This is a genomic window from Acidimicrobiia bacterium (assembly GCA_016650365.1).
In the GTDB taxonomy this organism is placed as follows: Bacteria; Actinomycetota; Acidimicrobiia; order Spongiisociales; family JAENVV01; genus JAENVV01.
In genome coordinates, this window is record JAENVV010000141.1 from 1 (window position 1) to 18,543 (window position 18,543).

Annotated in this window: 18 protein-coding genes and 1 pseudogene; 6 read left to right on the top strand and 13 right to left on the bottom strand. The window is 61.0% G+C overall.

Going from position 1 to position 18,543, the window contains the following annotated elements; genetic code table 11:
- Positions 1-1,008, top strand: a 1,008-nt coding sequence (locus JJE47_08275) for an acyl-CoA dehydrogenase family protein (GenBank protein ID MBK5267419.1), incomplete at its 5' end; no start/stop codon positions are given.
- A gap of 67 nt (positions 1,009-1,075) precedes the next feature.
- On the opposite strand, the gene JJE47_08280 is transcribed toward JJE47_08275, so the two are convergent.
- Positions 1,076-2,449: a multicopper oxidase domain-containing protein gene (locus JJE47_08280; GenBank protein ID MBK5267420.1), complete on the bottom strand. Its 1,374-nt coding sequence runs from the start codon at positions 2,447-2,449 to the stop codon at positions 1,076-1,078.
- 146 nt (positions 2,450-2,595) lie between these two features.
- On the opposite strand from JJE47_08280, the gene JJE47_08285 reads away from it, so the two are divergent.
- Both JJE47_08285 and JJE47_08290 read left to right on the top strand, forming a co-directional pair.
- The gene (locus JJE47_08285) at positions 2,596-2,865 is read left to right on the top strand and encodes a WhiB family transcriptional regulator (protein ID MBK5267421.1); all 270 of its coding nucleotides are present in this window, start codon (positions 2,596-2,598) and stop codon (positions 2,863-2,865) included.
- Between the two features lie 44 nt (positions 2,866-2,909).
- Positions 2,910-3,350 carry a MaoC family dehydratase gene (locus tag JJE47_08290; GenBank protein MBK5267422.1) on the top strand — a complete coding sequence of 147 codons (441 nt, stop codon included), beginning with the start codon at positions 2,910-2,912 and terminating at the stop codon, positions 3,348-3,350.
- Here the strand turns inward: JJE47_08290 and JJE47_08295 are convergent.
- Positions 3,347-4,009, bottom strand: coding sequence for a hypothetical protein (locus JJE47_08295; GenBank protein ID MBK5267423.1), 663 nt, complete (start codon positions 4,007-4,009; stop codon positions 3,347-3,349). The genes JJE47_08290 and JJE47_08295 overlap by 4 nt on opposite strands.
- Positions 4,010-4,064: 55 nt before the next feature.
- Here JJE47_08295 and JJE47_08300 point away from each other — a divergent pair, with 55 nt between their 5' ends.
- Positions 4,065-4,616, top strand: coding sequence for an NAD(P)H-dependent oxidoreductase (locus JJE47_08300; protein MBK5267424.1), 552 nt, complete (start codon positions 4,065-4,067; stop codon positions 4,614-4,616).
- Here JJE47_08300 and msrB read toward each other — a convergent pair.
- The 7 genes from msrB to betA form a co-directional block, all read right to left on the bottom strand.
- The gene (msrB, locus tag JJE47_08305) at positions 4,613-4,993 is read right to left on the bottom strand and encodes a peptide-methionine (R)-S-oxide reductase MsrB (GenBank protein ID MBK5267425.1); all 381 of its coding nucleotides are present in this window, start codon (positions 4,991-4,993) and stop codon (positions 4,613-4,615) included. The two genes, JJE47_08300 and msrB, sit on opposite strands and share 4 nt — an antisense overlap.
- Positions 4,990-6,393, bottom strand: coding sequence for a DHA2 family efflux MFS transporter permease subunit (locus tag JJE47_08310; GenBank protein MBK5267426.1), 1,404 nt, complete (start codon positions 6,391-6,393; stop codon positions 4,990-4,992). Before JJE47_08310 ends, msrB begins: the two co-directional genes overlap by 4 nt.
- Positions 6,394-6,466: 73 nt before the next feature.
- On the bottom strand, positions 6,467-8,569 hold the full coding sequence (locus JJE47_08315) for a hypothetical protein (GenBank protein ID MBK5267427.1): 2,103 nt from the start codon (positions 8,567-8,569) through the stop codon (positions 6,467-6,469).
- Positions 8,566-9,495, bottom strand: a complete 930-nt coding sequence (locus JJE47_08320) for a DUF58 domain-containing protein (protein ID MBK5267428.1) — start codon at positions 9,493-9,495, stop codon at positions 8,566-8,568. The genes JJE47_08315 and JJE47_08320 overlap by 4 nt, the downstream gene beginning before the upstream one ends.
- Positions 9,488-10,462 carry a MoxR family ATPase gene (locus JJE47_08325; GenBank protein ID MBK5267429.1) on the bottom strand — a complete coding sequence of 325 codons (975 nt, stop codon included), beginning with the start codon at positions 10,460-10,462 and terminating at the stop codon, positions 9,488-9,490. Before JJE47_08325 ends, JJE47_08320 begins: the two co-directional genes overlap by 8 nt.
- A 57-nt stretch (positions 10,463-10,519) precedes the next feature.
- Positions 10,520-11,401 (bottom strand): EamA family transporter, encoded by an 882-nt coding sequence (locus JJE47_08330; protein MBK5267430.1) that lies wholly within the window; start codon positions 11,399-11,401, stop codon positions 10,520-10,522.
- Between the two features lie 119 nt (positions 11,402-11,520).
- Positions 11,521-13,158 (bottom strand): choline dehydrogenase, encoded by a 1,638-nt coding sequence (gene betA / locus JJE47_08335; GenBank protein ID MBK5267431.1) that lies wholly within the window; start codon positions 13,156-13,158, stop codon positions 11,521-11,523.
- Positions 13,159-13,261: 103 nt separating this feature from the next.
- On the opposite strand from betA, the gene JJE47_08340 reads away from it, so the two are divergent.
- Positions 13,262-13,984: an HAD family hydrolase gene (locus JJE47_08340; GenBank protein MBK5267432.1), complete on the top strand. Its 723-nt coding sequence runs from the start codon at positions 13,262-13,264 to the stop codon at positions 13,982-13,984.
- On the opposite strand, the gene JJE47_08345 is transcribed toward JJE47_08340, so the two are convergent.
- Entirely contained in the window at positions 13,963-14,577 is a 615-nt protein-coding gene (locus JJE47_08345; GenBank protein MBK5267433.1) for a YigZ family protein, read from the bottom strand. The genes JJE47_08340 and JJE47_08345 overlap by 22 nt on opposite strands.
- Positions 14,578-14,667: 90 nt before the next feature.
- Between JJE47_08345 and JJE47_08350 the strand changes: the two genes are divergently transcribed.
- The gene (locus JJE47_08350; protein ID MBK5267434.1) at positions 14,668-15,171 is read left to right on the top strand and encodes an SRPBCC family protein; all 504 of its coding nucleotides are present in this window, start codon (positions 14,668-14,670) and stop codon (positions 15,169-15,171) included.
- Here the strand turns inward: JJE47_08350 and JJE47_08355 are convergent.
- The 3 genes and pseudogenes from JJE47_08355 to JJE47_08365 form a co-directional block, all read right to left on the bottom strand.
- Entirely contained in the window at positions 15,143-16,570 is a 1,428-nt protein-coding gene (locus JJE47_08355; protein MBK5267435.1) for an aldehyde dehydrogenase family protein, read from the bottom strand. The two genes, JJE47_08350 and JJE47_08355, sit on opposite strands and share 29 nt — an antisense overlap.
- Before the next feature lie 125 nt (positions 16,571-16,695).
- Positions 16,696-17,520: an ABC transporter permease gene (locus tag JJE47_08360; GenBank protein MBK5267436.1), complete on the bottom strand. Its 825-nt coding sequence runs from the start codon at positions 17,518-17,520 to the stop codon at positions 16,696-16,698.
- Positions 17,517-18,503: pseudogene (locus JJE47_08365) on the bottom strand (ATP-binding cassette domain-containing protein). Before JJE47_08365 ends, JJE47_08360 begins: the two are co-directional and overlap by 4 nt.
- Positions 18,504-18,543 lie beyond the last annotated feature (40 nt).

An 18,543-nucleotide genomic window follows, 5' to 3' on the forward strand; every position in this document is an offset into this window, starting at 1 on the left:
GCCCCGCTCGCCGAGATCACCGGGCGCAGTCCCAACCTGGCTCCCGAGGCGTTGAACTGTGCCGCTCCTGATACGGGAAATATGGAGATCCTGACGATGTTCGGGACACCTGAGCAAAAGGAACAGTGGCTACGGCCGTTGGTCGATGCTGAGATCCGGTCGGCCTTCTCGATGACCGAGCCTGATGTTGGTTCCTCGGATGCCTCGAATATCCGCACCCAGATTCGTGGTGATGGCGATCACTACATTGTGGCGGGACGGAAGTGGTGGTCTTCGGGCGCCTTCTCACCGCGCTGCAAGTTCTCGATCGTGATGGGGGTCACGAACCCTGATGCCCCTCCATATCAACGACAGTCGATGATCATCGTTCCCTTTGATTCGCCCGGGGTGCAGATCGAGCGCGACCTGACGGTGCTCGGGTATCGCGATCGCGGCGGGCACCCGGTGATCCACTTCAACAATGTCCGGATTCCGAAGGCCAATCTCCTCGGTGTGGAAGGTGGCGGGTTTGCCATCGCTCAGGCCCGATTGGGACCAGGGCGGATCCATCACTGTATGAGGGCGATTGGCATGGCCGAGAGGGCGTTTGATCTGATGTGTTCGCGGGTGCTTGCCAGGGAAACCTTTGGTCAGCCAATCGCCGAGCACGGTGTGGTTCAGGATTGGATCGCCGAAGCCCGTATTGCTCTTGAGCAGGCTCGACTTCTGACCCTCAAGACGGCGTGGCTGATTGATACCGTTGGGGTCAAGGGGGCCAGGATTGAGATCAGCGCTATCAAGGTGGCCGTTCCTCGCATGGCGGTGCAGATCGTCGACCGGGCGATTCAGGCTTTCGGGGCGGGTGGCCTGTCTGGCGACTATCCGCTGGCCGCGATGTATGCCCATCTTCGAACGCTGATGATTGCCGACGGTCCCGACGAGGTCCACAAGCGGGCGGTGGCCAGACGTGAGCTCAAGCGGTATGAGCCCGGGTTTGTTCCTGAGCCGTATCCCTATCAGCCCTGGTAGTCGGAACAGAAGTAGAGCCGGCCCCGCAGGGCCGGCTCTCCACACTCGGGCAAGGCCCTCGTTTTCTCTAGTTGTCCTGGACGATGATGGCGGTGACCATGCCGAACATGCCCTGTTCTCGTTCGACGTGGGTGAGGATGTGGCAATGCCAGACCCAGGCGCCGGCGTCTTCGGCATGAATCAACACGCTGTACCGCTCACCAGGGGCTACGTTGATCGTGTCAGCCCAATATGGATTGTCCAGGGGGAACCCATCCTTGGCGAAGATCAGCTGTCCAAACTGGTGAAGATGCATGGGGTGGATCTGCAGGCCTTCGTTGTAGTAGGTCGCCACGATCCAGTCGCCTTTGTTGATCACATATGGTTCGGTCGCAGGGAAGGACTTGCCATTGATCGAGTATCCGATGACTCCGGCGTCGTTGAGAACTATCGGGATCTCATCTACGACCTTCAAGTTGGACGGAATGGTCACCCCGCCAATCGTCTGGCCGTACGGAATGGGCATGTCGCCGATTTGGAAGATGGCGAATAGACCGTTCGTGACCTGCATCTGTCCGTGATGGTGAGCGTGGTACATGCCGATGGCTGGAGCATCGGCCACGAACTCGTAGACGAAGTCTTCACCCGACTTGATCAGCGGCTGGGTCAGGGGGGCTACGCCGTCCATGTTGTTCGGAGTGTCGATCCCGTGCCAGTGAACGTCAGTACCCATCGGCAGCTTGTTGTGAAGAATTATTCGGACCTTGTCGCCAATATCGAGCTTGATCGCCGGTCCGGGGACCATTCCGTTGTACGTCCAGGCTTGAACAACTCTGCCGGGCTCCACTTCCCAGTCCACGATTTCGGTGGTGAGCTCGAACTCCTTGGTGCCGTCGGCCAGGATGGTTGGTTCGAGTGGTTCGTTGCCGAGGCCGGCGGTGTCGGCCGGGAACGCGAGGATGGAGTCCGTCATGGCCTTGTCGAGAGCTTCCCAGTCCGGTTCTGTGGCTCCGGCGTCCCCGCCGGTTACGACCGCGCCTTCGGCAACGGTGATGGTGGCAGCCATCCCGGCCGCTTCGTGTCCGGGGACCGAACAGAACACCTCGAACGTGCCTGGCTGAAGATTACGCAACTCAAGGATGCCGGACTGTCCAGCCGAGATGAGTGGGGTTGCCGCCCCTCCACGAATTGTAAGGTCGTGGTCTACGCCGCCCACGTTCATGACGGTCAAGTCGACATCGCCGGTCGGGATGGTGAGGTCCCCGGTGATTGAGAATTCGGTCAGGTTGAGCGAGGCGCTGGCGGTTTCGCCGGCTGCTCCGTCGGCTGCTCCGTCGGCTGCGGCCGATCCGCCCGATTCATTGTTGACGATCGCAAAGAGTGCCCAGAAGGACAATACGACGATGACGGCAACGATCGATAGACGGATGACCGAGATAAACGGATCGTCTTTTTCTGCCATTGGTTAGCTCCTGTGTGAGGTCGGGCGCCAGAATGGCACCAACGTCTCGGGGTTCGATGGGGACCAAAGTCACAAATTAGCGGAATTTCGTCATGGAGTGGAATGTGGGAACGCGTTCGGGGGTTGGAGCGTTGTCAAGGATGAATATGAACGACTTTGCCGATTACGAATACGAAGAGTGGCGTGAGGGGGCAGCGTGCGCTGATGACACCGAGGGGATCTTCTTCCCCGACGAAGGTGACGTTGGTGCCATCCTGCGCGCCAAGTCCATTTGTGCTGACTGCCCGGTGGCCGACGACTGCCTGGCATATGCCATCGAAACGAATCAATCAGTCGGGATCTGGGGTGCTACTACGCCCCGCGAACGCCGGAAACTCAAGCGCCAGTGGATCGAGGAGATTCGCCGCGCTAGCTGAGCGCCCGATCGGATAGGCTCTTGTGCAACGAGCGGAGGGTACGAATGAGCGCACTCGAAGAACTGCAGGGCCGCATCGGTACCGAAACCGGCCTCGGGTCGTGGACGACCGTGACTCAAGACATGATTGATCAGTTTGCGGACGCTACTCACGATCATCAATGGATTCATGTCGATGAGGCCAAGGCTGCCGCCGGCCCGTTCGGTCAACGGATCGCCCACGGATTTCTGACGCTGTCCCTCATCGCCGGAATTGCCGAACCTGTCGAGATTCCCGGTGTCCGGATGGCCATCAACTACGGCCTGGACCGCGTGAGGTTTGTGACGCCAGTTCCGTCTGGTTCAAGGGTTCGGGCCCGTTCGAAGCTGGTCGACGTCTCGGAAGTGGCTGGAGGACTCCAGCTCAAAACCGAGGTGACCGTCGAACTTGAGGGCTCGGAGAAACCGGCGTGCGTGGCAGAAACCCTCACCAGGGTGTATTTCTAAGGCGCCAGGTCTACTCCGAAGACGAATGCGGCCAGTTCGATGTCGAAGGCGACCTCGTAGGCTCGTTGCCCGCAGTCCACGACTCCGTTCATTTCAAGAAGGGTCAGATTGTTGCCGACCACGCCTAGAGCCGACAGGATGTCGACTCGCTCCTGAGGAGTAAGGAGCGGCTCGGTCAGAGACAACATCGCCACCCAGTGATTCAAGATGGTTGGTAGCTCGGCGGTGGGGTTTTGGGGGTCGACCTGACTTATTACGAACAGTTTCGTGACTTCGCCCTGATCTTGACTCAACGTCGCCTGGACGATGGTCCCGTCGGCCAACGTGAATTGCCCGGAATCTTGCCCGGTGCCCGCTTCGTACGTCGCATTCAAGGGGGTCTCTTCATCCACTTCCGCCCACCGTTCCGGCAAACTCTCCCAGCTGATTCGAACGTTCGGACCGGCATTGGGTCGGCAGGCATCGCCAGACGCGGCGAGGGTGGTCAGCGTGGTCGAAGCCATTTCGCCTGGTTGAGAACTGGTGGTCGCCGGACTCGTCAGGCTCACGGTCGAGGCACTAGTCGTCGGTGCCGAACCATTCGACGAGCAGCTCGTTGCAACGAGAACCGCCATGATGGCAAACGCAAGAACAGGTCGGGTCGATCTCACCGGGAGCATTGGCATGAGGATAACCGACCGCCGAACCAGGTAAGGAGTGCGATAACCTCTGGGCATGACTCGAATTCTTGGAATCTGCGGCAGCCTTCGGGCGAACTCATACAATCGTGAACTGCTGGTGGTGCTTGGTGGGTTCTTTCCTGACGACGTTTCGTTTTCCATCTTCGACGCCGTCGACGTCCCGGTGTTCAACGCAGATCTCGAGGTCGACGGTGATCCCCCATCGGTGAGTGCCCTCAAAGAGGCGATCGCCAGGGCCGATCTGGTGGTCTTCGCCACACCTGAGTACAACGGAAGCATTCCCGGCAGCATGAAGAACCTCATTGATTGGGCATCGCGGGCGCCCGATCCACTCAAGGGGAAGCCCGCTGCCATCATCGGGGGAACCACCGGCCGGTTTGGCACGGCCCATGCTCAGATGATGCTTCGCCATATCCTCGTGTATATGAATTGTCCCCTTCTGCCAGGCATGATTGCGTTTGCCCACCTGCGCGATTCCTTTGACGGTATGACTCTCATCGATGATGCCATCTCGGGACGGCTGGAAAAAGCCGCTGGTGCCATGCTGGATTGGGTGGCGAAGGTCGGCTCAGAGAGCCAGGTCTAGGTCTCGGGCTCGAAGTCCAACGCCGCTGAGTTGATGCAGTACCGCTGGCCGGTTGGTTGTGGTCCATCTGGAAAGACATGACCGAGGTGGGCGTCGCAGTTGGCGCACCTGGCTTCGGTTCGAACCATTCCGAGTGATCGGTCGACGATTTCAGTCAGCCGGGCGTCCGGAAGCGGCTCCCAGTAGGACGGCCAACCGGATCCCGAGTCGTATTTGGTATCCGAGCCAAACAACGGTTGACCACAACCGACACATTTGTACTGGCCGGTCGCCTTGCTGTCCCAGTACTTTCCCGTGAAAGCGGGTTCGGTCCCACCCTCTCTGATCACGTGATACTGCTCCGGCGTGAGATTGGTGTCCTGGTTTTCAGTGCTCATACGGTGGCCCCTTCCGTCTGTTGCCGTCGCTCTGCGAGGTATCCCCACACTGCCAGACTAAACCCGAAACCGATCAAAGCTATTGCGACCAACATGGTGTCGTGGAGGCCGCTCACGATCCCTGCCGGGTCGTTCTGGCCGCCGGCCGCGTCAGCCCGGATAGACCAAAACGTGGTGAGGACGCCGATGCCGGTTATCTGACCGAGAATGCGCGTCAGGTTGAGGAGGCCCGAGGCTATGCCGAGCCGTTCTGGTCGCACCGATCCCATGATGATCGAGTTGTTTGGTGACTGGAATAGACCCATTCCAACCCCGATCGGGGCGAGTGCGAGAACAAACCCGGTCGGCGTGGTGTCCACGCCCAACCGGCGGAAGGACCAGTAGCCGAAGAGCAACACAAGGAGCCCGGCGATCGTGATGGGGCGCGCGCCGATCTTGTCGGACAACCAGCCGCTGGCTGGAGCGAAGATCGCCAGCAGGATCGGTGAGGCGGCCAGAAGCAAACCGATCTGGCGGGATTCGAATCCCAGCGTCCGCTCGAGATAGAACGGCGAGATGAAGAAGACCCCGGAGACACACACGAATGCCAACAGTCCAGTGATGATGTTGATGGAGAACAGTTTGTTCTCGAAGATCGCCAGGTCGATGATCGGTTGATCAACCTTCCGCTCCCACATCACGAAGGCTATGGCGAGCACGACAGCCATCGTCAACAGGCTGAGTACGATTCCCGACCCGAACCCTCGCGACCCGCCCAGGGTTACTCCCAGCATGAACGAGGTAATGGCCACCGCGAACAGGCCGGCCCCTGCGAAATCAAACCTCTGTTTCCCGCCTGGAATGGTGTTGGGAATGTATCGGATCGAGGTAATCGTGCCGACGATTCCTACGGGGACGTTGACGAGAAAGATCCATCGCCATGTCGAGGCCGAAAGAATCAGGCCGCCCAGAGTCGGTCCAACGACGATGCCTACCGAGACGGTCGTGCCGATGAGACCCAGGGCTCTTCCGCGCTCGGTGGGGGGGAAGGCCTCGGTCAGAATGGCGATACCGAGTGAAAGGATCATGGCGGCCCCCACGGCCTGGATGATTCTCCACCCGATGAGAATCCCGACCGATTGTGAAGTGGCCGATGCCAGGGAACCGACTGTGAATACAACGAACCCGGTGGTGTAGATGCGCTTCTTCCCGATCATGTCGCCGAGGCGGCCGATGAGCAGGGATAAGGTCCCCAGCACGAGTAGGTAGGCGAGGACCACCCACTGGACCGACGAGAATTGGGCTCCAAACTCCTCTTGCAACGTGGGTAGGGCGATGTTGACGATGCTGCCGTCGATGGTCGACAGGAAGACGCCCATTGACACGGCGCCCATCACAAACCATTTACGTGAGTAGTCCACTGGTATCCCGCTTGACAACCGCCCTACCCTACTCCCGGCCCGCCGGGTAGGTTGCTAGCAAAGGTGCAGGCGATCAGTTGGGCGAGCGGCCGGTAATCTCTTCAAGTAGACGTTCCCCGGTGGCGCGGCCTTCATGATCGGTGATCAGTCCGAAGGCTTCCCTGGCGATGATCTCACCCACCTCACGAAGTCGCGGATCCGGGAGCGGTCCAGCTGCGAGGGCGGCGACGTACTCTCGGATTGTCTCGTGGTCTTGTCTCGGTCGATCGTGGGTCGAGCCGGCGTATTCGAGGGTTTCGGTGATCCGTTCGACCCAGCTGCGGTTGGCCTTGCGACGGCGCTCCGTCACGATTCGGCCGATGACCATTGTCAGCATGCCGCCGAACCCGATAACGAGTACCAGGGCAAGCGTAATCCCCAATGTCCGACCTACCAGCGAAGCGTTGTCACGAATCCAGGCGACGACGGCTGACCCGGCGGTGGCCGGTGGTTCGAATTCCCCGGCGAGCGGTACCTGGGCGGTTGGATCAAACCCCTGCCAACCGACTCCAGGGAAGTAGACCTCAGCCCACGAGTGGGCATCGGACGCTCGGACCTCGTACAACCCGGTCAAAGAGTTCCGTTCTCCTGGGATGAACCCGACCGCCAACCGGCTTGGGACGCCGAGGGACCGGAGCATCACAACCAGGCTGGTTCCGATTTGTTCACAGAATCCCTGGCGGGTTTCGAACAGATATTCGTCAACCGAGTCGGCGCCGTCGGGTAGGGGTGGAATGTCCAGGCTGTATGTGGTGTTCTGAGCCATCCAGTCCTCAAGCGCCTGGATCTTGTCGTATGTGGTTGGCGAATCCGCGGTGATCTCCTGCGCCAGATCGAGCACCCGTTGGGGAATCCCGTCCGGTAGTTGTAGGAAGGGATCCATCGAAATGGGCAAATCCGTTCGAAGCGGGTCGCTCACCTTCAGGAGCGACTCGGTGACGTACGGCCGCTGGCTGATCACCGTGTAAACCGCTCCTCGCCCGAGATCTGATCCGGCTCGCAGTGCCCCGTCTGGCTGCTGGAACAAGAATCGGGCGTCGAAGTAGACCTCGGACATTCGGTAGGCGCCGAAGACGAGGTTCGGACCCGGTTGTTCGATGTAGAACGTTTGAATGAAGTCATCGGCCGGTTGGGGAAGGTCTCCGATGGTCAGCGGCACCTGGATGGGCGCCTGGCCGCCGATGGTCGTTGAGGCGTTGTCAGAAACGGTCCAGGTGACCCCATCCCAAACATCGAACGTCTGCCCTCGCCAGAAGGCTGGAGCAGATGCCCGCACTCTCATCACCAGGGTGTCATCCGGTCGGCCTCTTGCCGACGTATCGAGCTGTTCGGCAAAACCGAAGTAGCCGGAGCCCGCCACCCCGTTCGACGTATCCGATTGGTTTCGGTTGGCGCGGCTGCCCAGTGAGGGATTGGACAGTGACCCGGGACTACCCAGTGCGGTTGACGAGGGAAGCTCGGCAGGGAAGGTGAACGAACGGGAAGCTCGGGCGCTCGGCAAGGCGAGGAACACAAGAATCGAGGTCAGCCCGAGAATCGCCACCGATCTGGCGGCGGCTTTGGTCGCTCCAGGCGTGATGGAAGCCACGGGGTCTCCGAGGGGCGGTAGGTCGGCGATTGAGCTGCGGTAGGCAAGCATGAGGGAGACCATCACCCCGACTGCCCAGAGGGCGATGAAGATCCCGAGGCTCGACGAAATCGACAGGGCGGCGGTGATGGCCATCATGGCCGCCGACGATGCCAGGGAGAACATCAGGTCCCGACGGGCCGGCACGTGGAGCGAGTGAATGACCTGCACCCACAAAAAGAGTTCGGCCAGAGGGACCTGAATATCAACCAGACCGTCCTGGAACGACGAAACCAGTTCTCCGAAGAACCCGATGACCGAGATGATCAGTGCGATTGCGAGGACCGCTTTAAGCTTCAAGGCATCGGTGTGGCGCATGCGATACGAAAGCAGGAACCCCGCAGGAATACCGATGATTGCGACCAGGGCGGGGGCCGTACGTACAAACCCCTGGGCGATCAGAGCCAATACCGAGACGATAACGGTGATACCCACGGCGACCCTCACGGCCGTGAACCGTTCGGGGTCTGTGGCCAGGTTGGCCTGTCGGATGGTTTCGGTAAGTTTCATGGCACGTCGACGATCGTGACCGGTCGTTCGTCGTCGGGGAGTTCGGCTGGGCGACCGTTGGTGGCGTGCGCCAGTCGCCGCCCGGCTTCGAGCATGGAACCGACCGCACCGCCGTGCGGGCCGCTTCGCTCGGCCGTCAGCAGTCGGACGGGGACCCCGGCCGCCAGGCCCTTCTGCACATGGCCGTAGGCGATGCCGGCTCGCCAGTCAGCCTCGTCTGGAGTGCAGTTGAGATCGAGGCGGACCACGAGGTGGGGGGCGTCGGGTGACTCCAATTCCTTGACCATGGGTTGGTTCAGTCGAGCAGTTGCCGGCCAATGGATCATGCGAAGAGAGTCGCCCTGCCGGTAGTCGCGGATCGAGCGAACCGTCTCCCCTGCACCAACCCGGCGCCCGATCGCTTCCGAACCGGTGGCAGGACTGGAGGTGGTGACGGCGAACACAACCGGCTCGACTCGTGGTGCCACCGCCACCGGGGTTGGTAGAGCGACGACAATCTGGCGGCTCGCCCACATAAGACCCACCGGCGAGGCGGTCGACACCTCAGCCACCAGTTGAGTGATGACCCCTCGTCGGTCGGCTACTGCCTGGAGCTCTCCAGCGTTCGGAAGGTTCGCTTCGACCCATTCAGAAGCTGGTTTGAGCAGGCGGACCTGAATAGACGAGGAGGGGCCGTCGACTGCCAGCTTGATCGAGAACGGTCGGCCAGCGACGGCATCGCTCGGGGCGACCGCGGAGATGGTGACGCGCCGGATGGCCAACCAGGGCCCAATCGCACCGATGGCGAGGAGTCCGGCCGCCATAGCGAGCAGCACGGTTAGCCAACCAGCGCCGGTGGTACGAGAGGCGACGAGAAACGCGGTAGCGAGCGCCCCGATGGCGTACACCCCCCGGGTAGGTCGTATGCGAATCCGTTTGTTACCCACGGGGAACGGTGACGGAGCGGAGCACGTCGTCCATGATCGATCGCGCAGCGGTCACGTTGGTCCCTCCTGACAAGATGATCCGATGTGACAGCACCGAACCGGCGACGGCCTTCACGTCGTCAGGTGTGACGAAGCGTTGGCCGACGGTGGTGGCATGGCCGCGCGCCACGGCCAGGAGGCCAAGACTGGCGCGGGGGGACGCTCCGAGGGAGATCTCTGGATGGTGGCGGGTGGCGGTCACGATATCAAGGATGTAATTGGCGACAGCTTCGCTGCAATGCAGGCTGCGAACTTCCTGAATCGCCCTGGCAAGGTTCTCTGGACTGACGACTGCCTGCAACCCGGAAAGCTGACCGGCCCCTCCGTCGCCCATCAGAAGGCCCCGCTCCGTTTCACGGTCAGGCAAGCCCATTTCGAAGATGGCACTGAACCGATCAAGTTGCCCTTCGACAAGGGGAAACGTTCCTGCGTGCTCAAAGGGGTTCTGGGTGGCGATCAGAAAGAAGGGGTCGGGCAGGGGGTGAGTGGTGCCGTCGACGGATACTTGTCTTTCCTCCATGGCCTCAAGGAGGGCGGCCTGGGTGCGGGGAGTGGCGCGGTTGATTTCATCAACGATCACGACGTTGGCGAAGAGTGGGCCCGGACGGAAGTGCCACGACTCCGTTGATCGACGGTAGATGGCAACGCCGGTGAGGTCGGCAGGCAAGAGGTCGGGGGTGCCTTGCACCCGGCGAAACGTGCCACCGATGGAGGCTGCCAGAGACTTGGCGAGGAGGGTCTTGCCAACGCCCGGGACGTCTTCCACCAGGATATGGCCTCCGGAAAGCAGGGTGGCGATGATGAGGCGTAGTTCGGTGGGCTTACCGCGAATGACCCTTGAGAGGCTGGCGAACAGTGTGGAGGCGACCTGGGAGCCGAGCGGAGCTGCGGCAAGCACGGTAGGGACGGCGGGCGGCGCTGATTGCATTTGTTCTGTATCGGCACGAACCGTCGGCCTATTTAGGATCGGTTAGTCGCAATATTCTCAGGCAGCCGGGATGAGTTCTGGCTGATGTTCGCCTGCGTTGCGTTGGATGAGCGAGATGGCTCCGAGGATCATGACGGCACCCACGATTTGGCCGATGGTCAGTTTCTGAGCCAGGAATCCCCACGCCAGGACCGTGGCAACCAGCGGCTCCCATGTCGCGGTCAGACCGATAAGCGGGGCGGGGGCAAGTCCCAGTGCCTTGATTTCAAGCGCGAATGGCACGATGGTTCCGATGATGACCACGGCGCCCAGTTGCCACCAGGCGGTATTGGAAAGATCCGTCGGGAAGTTCCAGATCGGCACCGCAACAATCCAGATGGCCGCTGCCACCCCGAACCCGTAGGCCATGATTCCCGGTGAACTGAGGTCCTTGCTGAGTCGTTCCGCCAAAGCGAGGTAGAAGGCGAACGCCACCGATGAAATGAGTCCGGCTGCCAGCCCGGGAAGGTTCAGAGCGGCGCCTTCCCACGCCCTGGCCACCAGGCCGACGCCGATGATCGCGGCGCCCGCGGCCGACCAGGCCACGGCCGGAACTGCGTCGCCGCGAATCCAGCGATTCCATGCCAGCAGGAACACGGGAGCGATGAATTGGATGGTGGCTCCTGGCCCGACTCCGATAAGGTCGATAGCCAGGTAGAAGGTGTAGGTCACGGTTGCCAGAGCTACCCCGAAGGCAACGACATACGGCCAGGTCCGGCGCGACGGGAACTCTCTTTTCCACAGAACGTATGGCACAAAGGCCAGTGTGCCGGCGAGAGCCCGCACTTCTGCGACCCGGGCTACGGGAATCTCTGCGAAGACGGCTGCCGCCAAGACTCCGGCTACCCCCCACAGGGTGGCCGCGACAAGTGCGAGCATGATGCCGGTCCGGATTCGCATCAGCACAGAGTAGGTGATGCCATCGCGGCTCTGGTTGGCTGGTGTGACCCGCAGTTCTACCGAAAACAAGGCGGTCTCGACTCGCCTGGGATTTGGAGTTACCTTGGCCGGTGAACGCTCTATGGCTCGTGTCGGTAGAAACCTGCGGTGGCGGGAGGTAATGGGTCGTTGCCCAGGATCAGATCGGCAGCTTTCTCGGCCAACATCATGACGGGAGCGTAGATGTTCCCGTTGGTGACAAAGGGCATCACGGAAGCGTCCACGACCCGGACCCCCTCTACCCCATGCACCTTCATGGTGAGGGGGTCGACGACTGCTTCGGGACCGGTTCCCATTTTGGCTGTGCCGCACGGGTGGAGGGCGGTCTCAGCATCCTTGCGGACCCAGTCGAGTATTTCCTCGTCGGTGGACACCGAAGGGCCAGGTGAAAGCTCACCGCCGTTGAATTGATCGAATGCCGGTTGGGTGAGAATTGTGCGCGCCGCCCGCACTGCTTCCTTCCACTCTCGCCGGTCCTGGTCGGTTGAGAGGTAGTTGAACCGGAGTTCCGGTTTGACCAAAGGATCTGTCGATTTGATCTTCACCGATCCACGGGCGTCCGAAAACATCGGGCCGATATGCACCTGATACCCATGTCCCTTGGTGGGCACGGTTCCGTCGTAGCGAATGGCGATCGGAAGGAAATGGAACATGAGGTTGGGCCATTCGACGTCGTCGTTTGAACGAATGAATCCGCCGGCTTCGAAGTGGTTGGTGGCGGCGGCGCCCTTGCGTCTGAACAGCCAGTCGAACCCGATCTTTGGCCGGCGCCACCAGTCGAGTGCCGGCGCCATGGATACGGGTTGGGTGCAGGAATACTGGATGTAGACCTCAAGATGATCCTGGAGGTTCTCGCCAACGCCTGGTACGTCCGCCACCACCGGTATGCCAAGTTTCTCAAGATCGGCAGCGTTGCCCACGCCTGACAGTTGAAGTAGCTGTGGAGTGTTGATAGACCCGGCTGCGCAAATGACATCTTTGGCGGCGGCAAACCTCGACCGGCCGCCCTTGGTGTACTCGACGCCGACCGCCGTCGTGCCTTCGAAGCGGATCCTCGTCGTCATGGCCCTGGTGATCACGGTGAGATTGGGTCGATTCATCACCGGATGTAGGTAGGCCTGAGCTGCGGAGAGGCGGCGGCCGCGGTGAATGTTGCGATCGAACCGGGCAAAGCCCTCTTGTCGGAAACCGTTGACGTCGTCGGTCAACGGGTAGCCGGCTTGCTCGACAGCCTCGAAAAAGGCGTCGAACAGAGGGGATTCGGCGGGACCCCGTTCCAGGACCAACGGACCCTTGTCGCCTCGCCAATCGTCGCCGCCCGCCAGACAGGTCTCCATCCGTTTGAAGTATGGGAGGCAGTGTGCGTAATTCCAGGTATCCATGCCCGGGTCGGCAGCCCACCGTTGATAGTCCATGGCGTTGCCGCGCTGAAAGATCATCCCGTTGATGCTGCTCGATCCTCCCAGGACCTTGCCGCGGGCGTGGTAGACCTTGCGACCACCCATCTCCGGTTCGGGTTCCGACTCATACTTCCAGTCGTAGAAGCGGTTGCCGATGGGAATCGAAAAGGCGCCCGGCATGTGGATGAAAATGTCCCATTTGCGGTCAGGTCGACCAGCCTCCAACACGAGTACCTGGTTGGCCGGGTCGGCGCTCAGACGGTTGGCCAGGGCTGAACCGGCGGAGCCTCCACCGACGATGACGTAGTCATAGATCATGATTTCGCAGGGGTGTTCATCAAGCGAGACATTATCAGGATTTCGACTCGGACCTGAGAGAGTGGCTCCAATCGGCATCTAGGCTGGTGCCAATGAGGGTGGCATGATCGTTTCGGGCGCCGGAGCGTCATTTGATGTTGACGCCATTGTCTTCGACAAGGACGGCACCCTTATCGACCTCGACACCACCTGGCTGGGGATCACTGAGGCCTGGGTTGAGGCGGCTGGCGGCGGCAATCCCACTCGAATTGCCCTGCTTCAGGCGGCGCTGGGCGTTGATCGGCGAGGCTTTCTTGTCCCGGGTGGCGTAGCGGCCACAGGGACCTTTCGTGAGATCGAATACGCCACCCGCCAGGCACTGAATGAGGCGTCCGCTGAAGTCGATCGGTGCATCGAGGAAGCAAGAACGATGGTTGCCTCGACTATCCGGGACCTACCGGTGGCACCCATCGGTGACGTTGAAGGGTCGATGCGACGATTGGCCGCGGCGGGACTCGTGCTGTGCATTGCTTCAAGCGACGCTGAGGTGACCATACAAAAACACCTCGATCAACTCGGGGTGGCGGATCTGATCTCGGACATGATCGGAGGCGACGGCCTGGTAGCCCCCAAGCCGCACCCGGCCAGCTTGACCTATTTGAGCGATAGGGTCGGTATCCCGGTCCGCCGTATGCTCATGGTTGGTGACTCGTACACCGACCTTGGCGCGGCACGCAATGCGGGCGCGGCGGGGATCTTGGCGGTGGCACCCCGCAACCACTCGAGCCCGATCGGGGAATTGTGCGATGGGGTGATCGGATCGATTCAGGAGATCGTCGTCGGCTGAGCGACCACGGCTCCGGCGGTTGCATCGGTGAGGGCGTCGACGAACCCGGTCGACAGGCCGGCGCGAACCGCCAGCACGAGAACGACCTTTTCTCCATAGTCGGCCGAAACGGTCACCGCTTCATGCCTGGCCAGCACCTGGGCGACTGGGGCAGACAGGTCGTACTGGTGGGTAACCGACCAATAGGTGAAGACTGGCTTCGTCAGCTTGGGAGCGTTGTTCAAAACGGCGGCGGCCGCTTCGCCATAGGCTCTGACCAAACCGCCCCTGCCGAGATTGGTCCCGCCGTAATAGCGGGTCACCACGACCACCACATCGTGCAGGCCCGATCCGATGATTCGACGGAGGATCGGTGGTCCGGCGGTTCCGCCTGGTTCTCCGGCGTCGGAACTTCGTTCGCGACCGTCGGCGAGGCGAAACGCCCAGCAGTGGTGCGTGGCGTTCGGTTCGCGATGGCGGATGGTGTCGACGAATGTCAAGGCGCCGGCCTCGTCGCTGACGGCCACCGCATCTCCGATGAATCGCGATCCGCTGATCTTTTCGATCTCCAGGCGGGTTGGTCGCTGAAGTGTCAGCACTTCGTCATTGCGCATCTGGCCGACGATAGCCAACCGTTGTGGTGGTACGAACCGGTCATGGCGACCGGCTCAAGCCGACCGTATAGTTGAATCGGAGGAGGTCACGTGGTTCGGCTTGCAGATGGCCCGGTTGTCGAGGTTTCGGTGGATATTGCCGCGCCTCCGGAACGGGTTTGGGAGCTGGTATCCGACATCAACCTGCCGGCTCGATTTCAGGACGAGTTCAAGCGGGCTGAATGGGCCACTGACGGCCCGGCGCTCGGGGCTGAGTTCGTCGGTTACAACGAACGGAAAGGTTTTCAGTGGGACACGTCGTCGTGGGTCGTCGAGTATGTGCCGCTCCGGTCGTTCGGGTGGGCCGTTTCGGACCCGAACAATCCTGGAGCAACCTGGACCTTCCGCCTATCTGAAACTCCTGCCGGTACCCGATTGACGTTTCACCGCCGGCTCGGGCCGGGGCCGAGTGGCCTAACGGCCAGCATGATGCAATCATCGCAGCACGCGATTCCGAACAGGCCGCCAACATGCAGGGCGTGGTTGATGGCATCAAGACCCTCGCCGAGGCGACGGTCTGAAGCGCTTATACGTTGGCGCCGAAGATCGACTTGACCTCGAGGAACTCCTCGAACCCGTGCTCGCCCCACTCGCGACCATTTCCGGATTGCTTGTAACCGCCGAACGGTGCATTGGGATCGCCTAGGGCTCCGTTGACATGCACCATGCCGGTCCGGATCTGACGAGCCACCCGGCGGGCACGATCCTGGTCGCCCGACGATACATAGCCAGACAACCCGTAGTTGGTGTCGTTGGCGATGCGAATGGCGTCCGCTTCGTCTTCGTACCCGATGATGGATACGACGGGCCCGAAGATCTCCTCCCGGGCGATGGTCATATCGTTGGTCACGTTCGCAAACACGGTCGGCTTGATGAAGTAGCCACGGTCGTGGCCTTCGGCCCGGCCGGGCCCACCGGTCACGAGTTCGGCGCCCTCGTCGATGCCCTTTTCGATCAGTGCCTGGATTTTGTTGTACTGCGCCGCGGAAACCACCGGACCGATTGTCGTGGCTTCGTGGCCCGGGTGGCCGACGACGATGCCCTCGGCAGCCGCTTTCGCGTAGCCGGCAGCTTCGGCCATCCGATCCTGCGGCACGAGAATTCTCGTTCCGGCGTTGCACGATTGGCCCGAGTTGCGGCACATGAATTTGACGTCGCGATTGATGACCGCTTCCAGGTCGGCGTCGTCGAGGACGATATTGGCCGACTTCCCGCCGAGCTCCTGGGCTACCCGCTTGACCGTCGGAGCTGCGTTCTTGGCGACCTCGACCCCGGCTCGGGTCGAGCCGGTGAACGACACCATATCTACCTCGGGGTGCGAAGAGAGTGGCACGCCGACGTTGATTCCATCGCCCTGTATGAGGTTGAAGACTCCGGCTGGCACTCCGGCTTCGTCAAGGATCTCGGCGAAGATAATGGCATTCAATGGAGCCAGTTCTGAAGGTTTCAGGACCATGGTGCAGCCCGCCGCCAGCGCCGGCGCCACCTTGGTAGCGATCTGGTTTAGAGGCCAGTTCCATGGCGTGATCAACGCGCAAACCCCGACCGGCTCTTTGACGACGAGGGTCGTGCCGATTTCCTCTTCGAACTCGTAGGTTTCGAGCACCCGGCGGACGGTCTTGAAGTGGTTCAAGCCCGACGGCACCTGGGACTTGGATGAGAGGGCGACGGGTGCGCCCATCTCGTCACTGACAGCTGAAATCAGATCATCCATTCGGGTTTTGTAGACCGAAATGATCGAGTCGAGGAGCTCCATGCGCTCTTCCCGACTCGTCTCGCTATAGGAAGCGAAAGCGGTTCTGGCTGCTGCGACTGCCGCGTCGACGTCTTTCGGGCCACCCATGGCGATGGTGGTGATGACCTCTTCGGTGGCCGGGTTGATGACCTCGAGTGTCGTGGTGGTCGAGGGGGCCACCCACTGGCCATTGATGTAGAACTCGTGTTTGTGCTGCATACCCGGAATCGTAGCGTCCGCCCCGCTCTTGGGACCTACTGGTTTCCTGAACGAGTGTGCATCCACACTCGATAGCGCGATTCGTATGCACACTCGTCAGGCGACCGGTCCCCTGATGCGAGCGACTACTCCGCAGTCTTGCGATATGAGCGGACCGCCAAGGGTGCCGCAACTACCACGATCCCGACAATCCAGGCGAGTGACAAGAGAACGAGTGATCCGGTCGTCGCCCCACTGGCAACCAGACTCGGGTCGCTTTGGATATAGGCGTCGCCAAGAATGAGCGCCCTCGCCGTGTTTGCCAGGACCGATACCGGTTGGTTCTCGGCGAACGTCGCCAGCCACGATGGCATGCTTGAGGTCGGTACAAACACCGAGCTCGCAAACGTCAAGGGAAAGACGGGAAGAAAGCCTGCGGATTGAGCAGCTTCCGGCGTCTTGACTTTGAGCCCGATCCAGGCCATGACCCATGACATCGAATAACCGAATCCGAGGGCGAGCGCGACGGCCAGAACCAGGGAGAAGAACCCGTTAAGCGGCCGAAACCCGATCAGGTAGGCGACGGCGGTCATCAGCGTGATCACGAATCCAGACCGCCAGATGTCGGCGAAGGTACGCCCCGCCAGGACGGCTGATCGAGCCATCGGCAATGATCGGAACCGGTCGATTACTCCAGCCTGCAAGTCCTCGGTTAGGCCAACGCTGGTTGCGGTCGCGCCGAATACGACGTTCTGGATGATGATGCCTGGCAGTAGAAAGTTGATGTAGTTGCCGAATACTGGTGGGATTGCCTGGGCGATTGAGCCACCGAAGACATAGTTGAACAGCAGCAAGAACATGACCGGTTGCACGGTCGAGAACAGCAGCAGCTGGGGCAGTCGGATGTTGCGCAGCACATTGCGGCGGGTAATGATCCCGATATGGGTTGCGGTCTGGGTCAAGGTGGTCATCGCGCGCTCCTCGTACCTTTCTTTTTCTCTGGCTTGGGAAGTTCCTCGGTGGCGTGACCGGTCAGTGTGAGAAACACATCGTCGAGGGTTGGACGCCGGAGCGCCACATCGTGCACTTCGATTCCGGCGTCGTCGAGCACCCGCACCGCTTCGAGTAGCGAAGCAGCGGCCCTGGGAGCCGGAATGGTTACGGTCTTGCGCCCTTGGTCGACGATCGGTTCGGATGCGGCCACCCCCCTCAAGGTCTCTACGACCGTGGCCAGCTCATCGTCCGTGTGGATTTCGATCACGTCGCCGCCGACCTGGGTTTTGAGCTCGTTGGCCGTGCCTTCGGCGATCAGCTTTCCTTGATCGATGACGCCAATGCGATTGGCGAGCCGATCGGCCTCTTCGAGGTACTGCGTCGTGAGGAGCAGGGTGGTCCCATCGGCGACCTATTCGTTGATGATCTCCCACAATCCGAGCCGGGAGCGGGGGTCGATTCCGGTGGTCGGTTCGTCGAGAAACAGGACCTCCGGATGGCCGACGATCGAAGCAGCCAGGTCAAGGCGCCTTTTCATGCCACCCGAGTAGGTCGACACCTGACGGTTGGCGGCTTCGGTGAGGTTGATGCGTTCAAGCACGTCGTCGGCGCGTTCCTTGGCTTGCTTTTTGGAGAGGTTGTACAAACGGCCCACCATGATGAGGTTCTCACGTCCCGTTTGGTACCCATCCACGGCGGCGTTCTGTCCGGCTAACCCGATCTTCTCTCGAGCGCCGGTCGGGTTGTGAATGACATCCACGCCGGCCACGAACGCCGATCCCGAGTCTGGTTTGAGCAGCGTTGTGAGAACCCGGATGAGGGTGGTCTTGCCTGCGCCGTTCGGGCCGAGCAATCCATAGATAATGCCTCTTTCGAACGAAACCGAAATGTCGTCGAGGGCCTTGATGGTCCCACCGAAGGTATGAACGATGTGCTCGGCTTGAACAATTGTGTCTGTCATGAGGTCTCCCTGTGGCCGTGGTCCTTGAAGCCAGGATCGG

Bases quoted from the DNA above. Each gene is read 5' to 3' on its own strand.
- JJE47_08290 (MBK5267422.1), top strand. From the start codon at position 2,910: ATGAGCGCACTCGAAGAACTGCAGGGCCGCATCGGTACCGAAACCGGC.
- JJE47_08325 (MBK5267429.1), bottom strand. From the start codon at position 10,462: ATGCAATCAGCGCCGCCCGCCGTCCCTACCGTGCTTGCCGCAGCTCCG.
- JJE47_08315 (MBK5267427.1), bottom strand. From the start codon at position 8,569: ATGAAACTTACCGAAACCATCCGACAGGCCAACCTGGCCACAGACCCC.
- JJE47_08345 (MBK5267433.1), bottom strand. From the start codon at position 14,577: ATGCGCAATGACGAAGTGCTGACACTTCAGCGACCAACCCGCCTGGAG.
- JJE47_08340 (MBK5267432.1), top strand. From the start codon at position 13,262: ATGATCGTTTCGGGCGCCGGAGCGTCATTTGATGTTGACGCCATTGTC.
- JJE47_08355 (MBK5267435.1), bottom strand. From the start codon at position 16,570: ATGCAGCACAAACACGAGTTCTACATCAATGGCCAGTGGGTGGCCCCC.
- JJE47_08330 (MBK5267430.1), bottom strand. From the start codon at position 11,401: ATGCGAATCCGGACCGGCATCATGCTCGCACTTGTCGCGGCCACCCTG.
- JJE47_08280 (MBK5267420.1), bottom strand. From the start codon at position 2,449: ATGGCAGAAAAAGACGATCCGTTTATCTCGGTCATCCGTCTATCGATC.
- JJE47_08285 (MBK5267421.1), top strand. From the start codon at position 2,596: ATGAACGACTTTGCCGATTACGAATACGAAGAGTGGCGTGAGGGGGCA.
- msrB (MBK5267425.1), bottom strand. From the start codon at position 4,993: ATGAGCACTGAAAACCAGGACACCAATCTCACGCCGGAGCAGTATCAC.
- JJE47_08360 (MBK5267436.1), bottom strand. From the start codon at position 17,520: ATGACCACCTTGACCCAGACCGCAACCCATATCGGGATCATTACCCGC.
- betA (MBK5267431.1), bottom strand. From the start codon at position 13,158: ATGATCTATGACTACGTCATCGTCGGTGGAGGCTCCGCCGGTTCAGCC.
- JJE47_08300 (MBK5267424.1), top strand. From the start codon at position 4,065: ATGACTCGAATTCTTGGAATCTGCGGCAGCCTTCGGGCGAACTCATAC.
- JJE47_08295 (MBK5267423.1), bottom strand. From the start codon at position 4,009: ATGCTCCCGGTGAGATCGACCCGACCTGTTCTTGCGTTTGCCATCATG.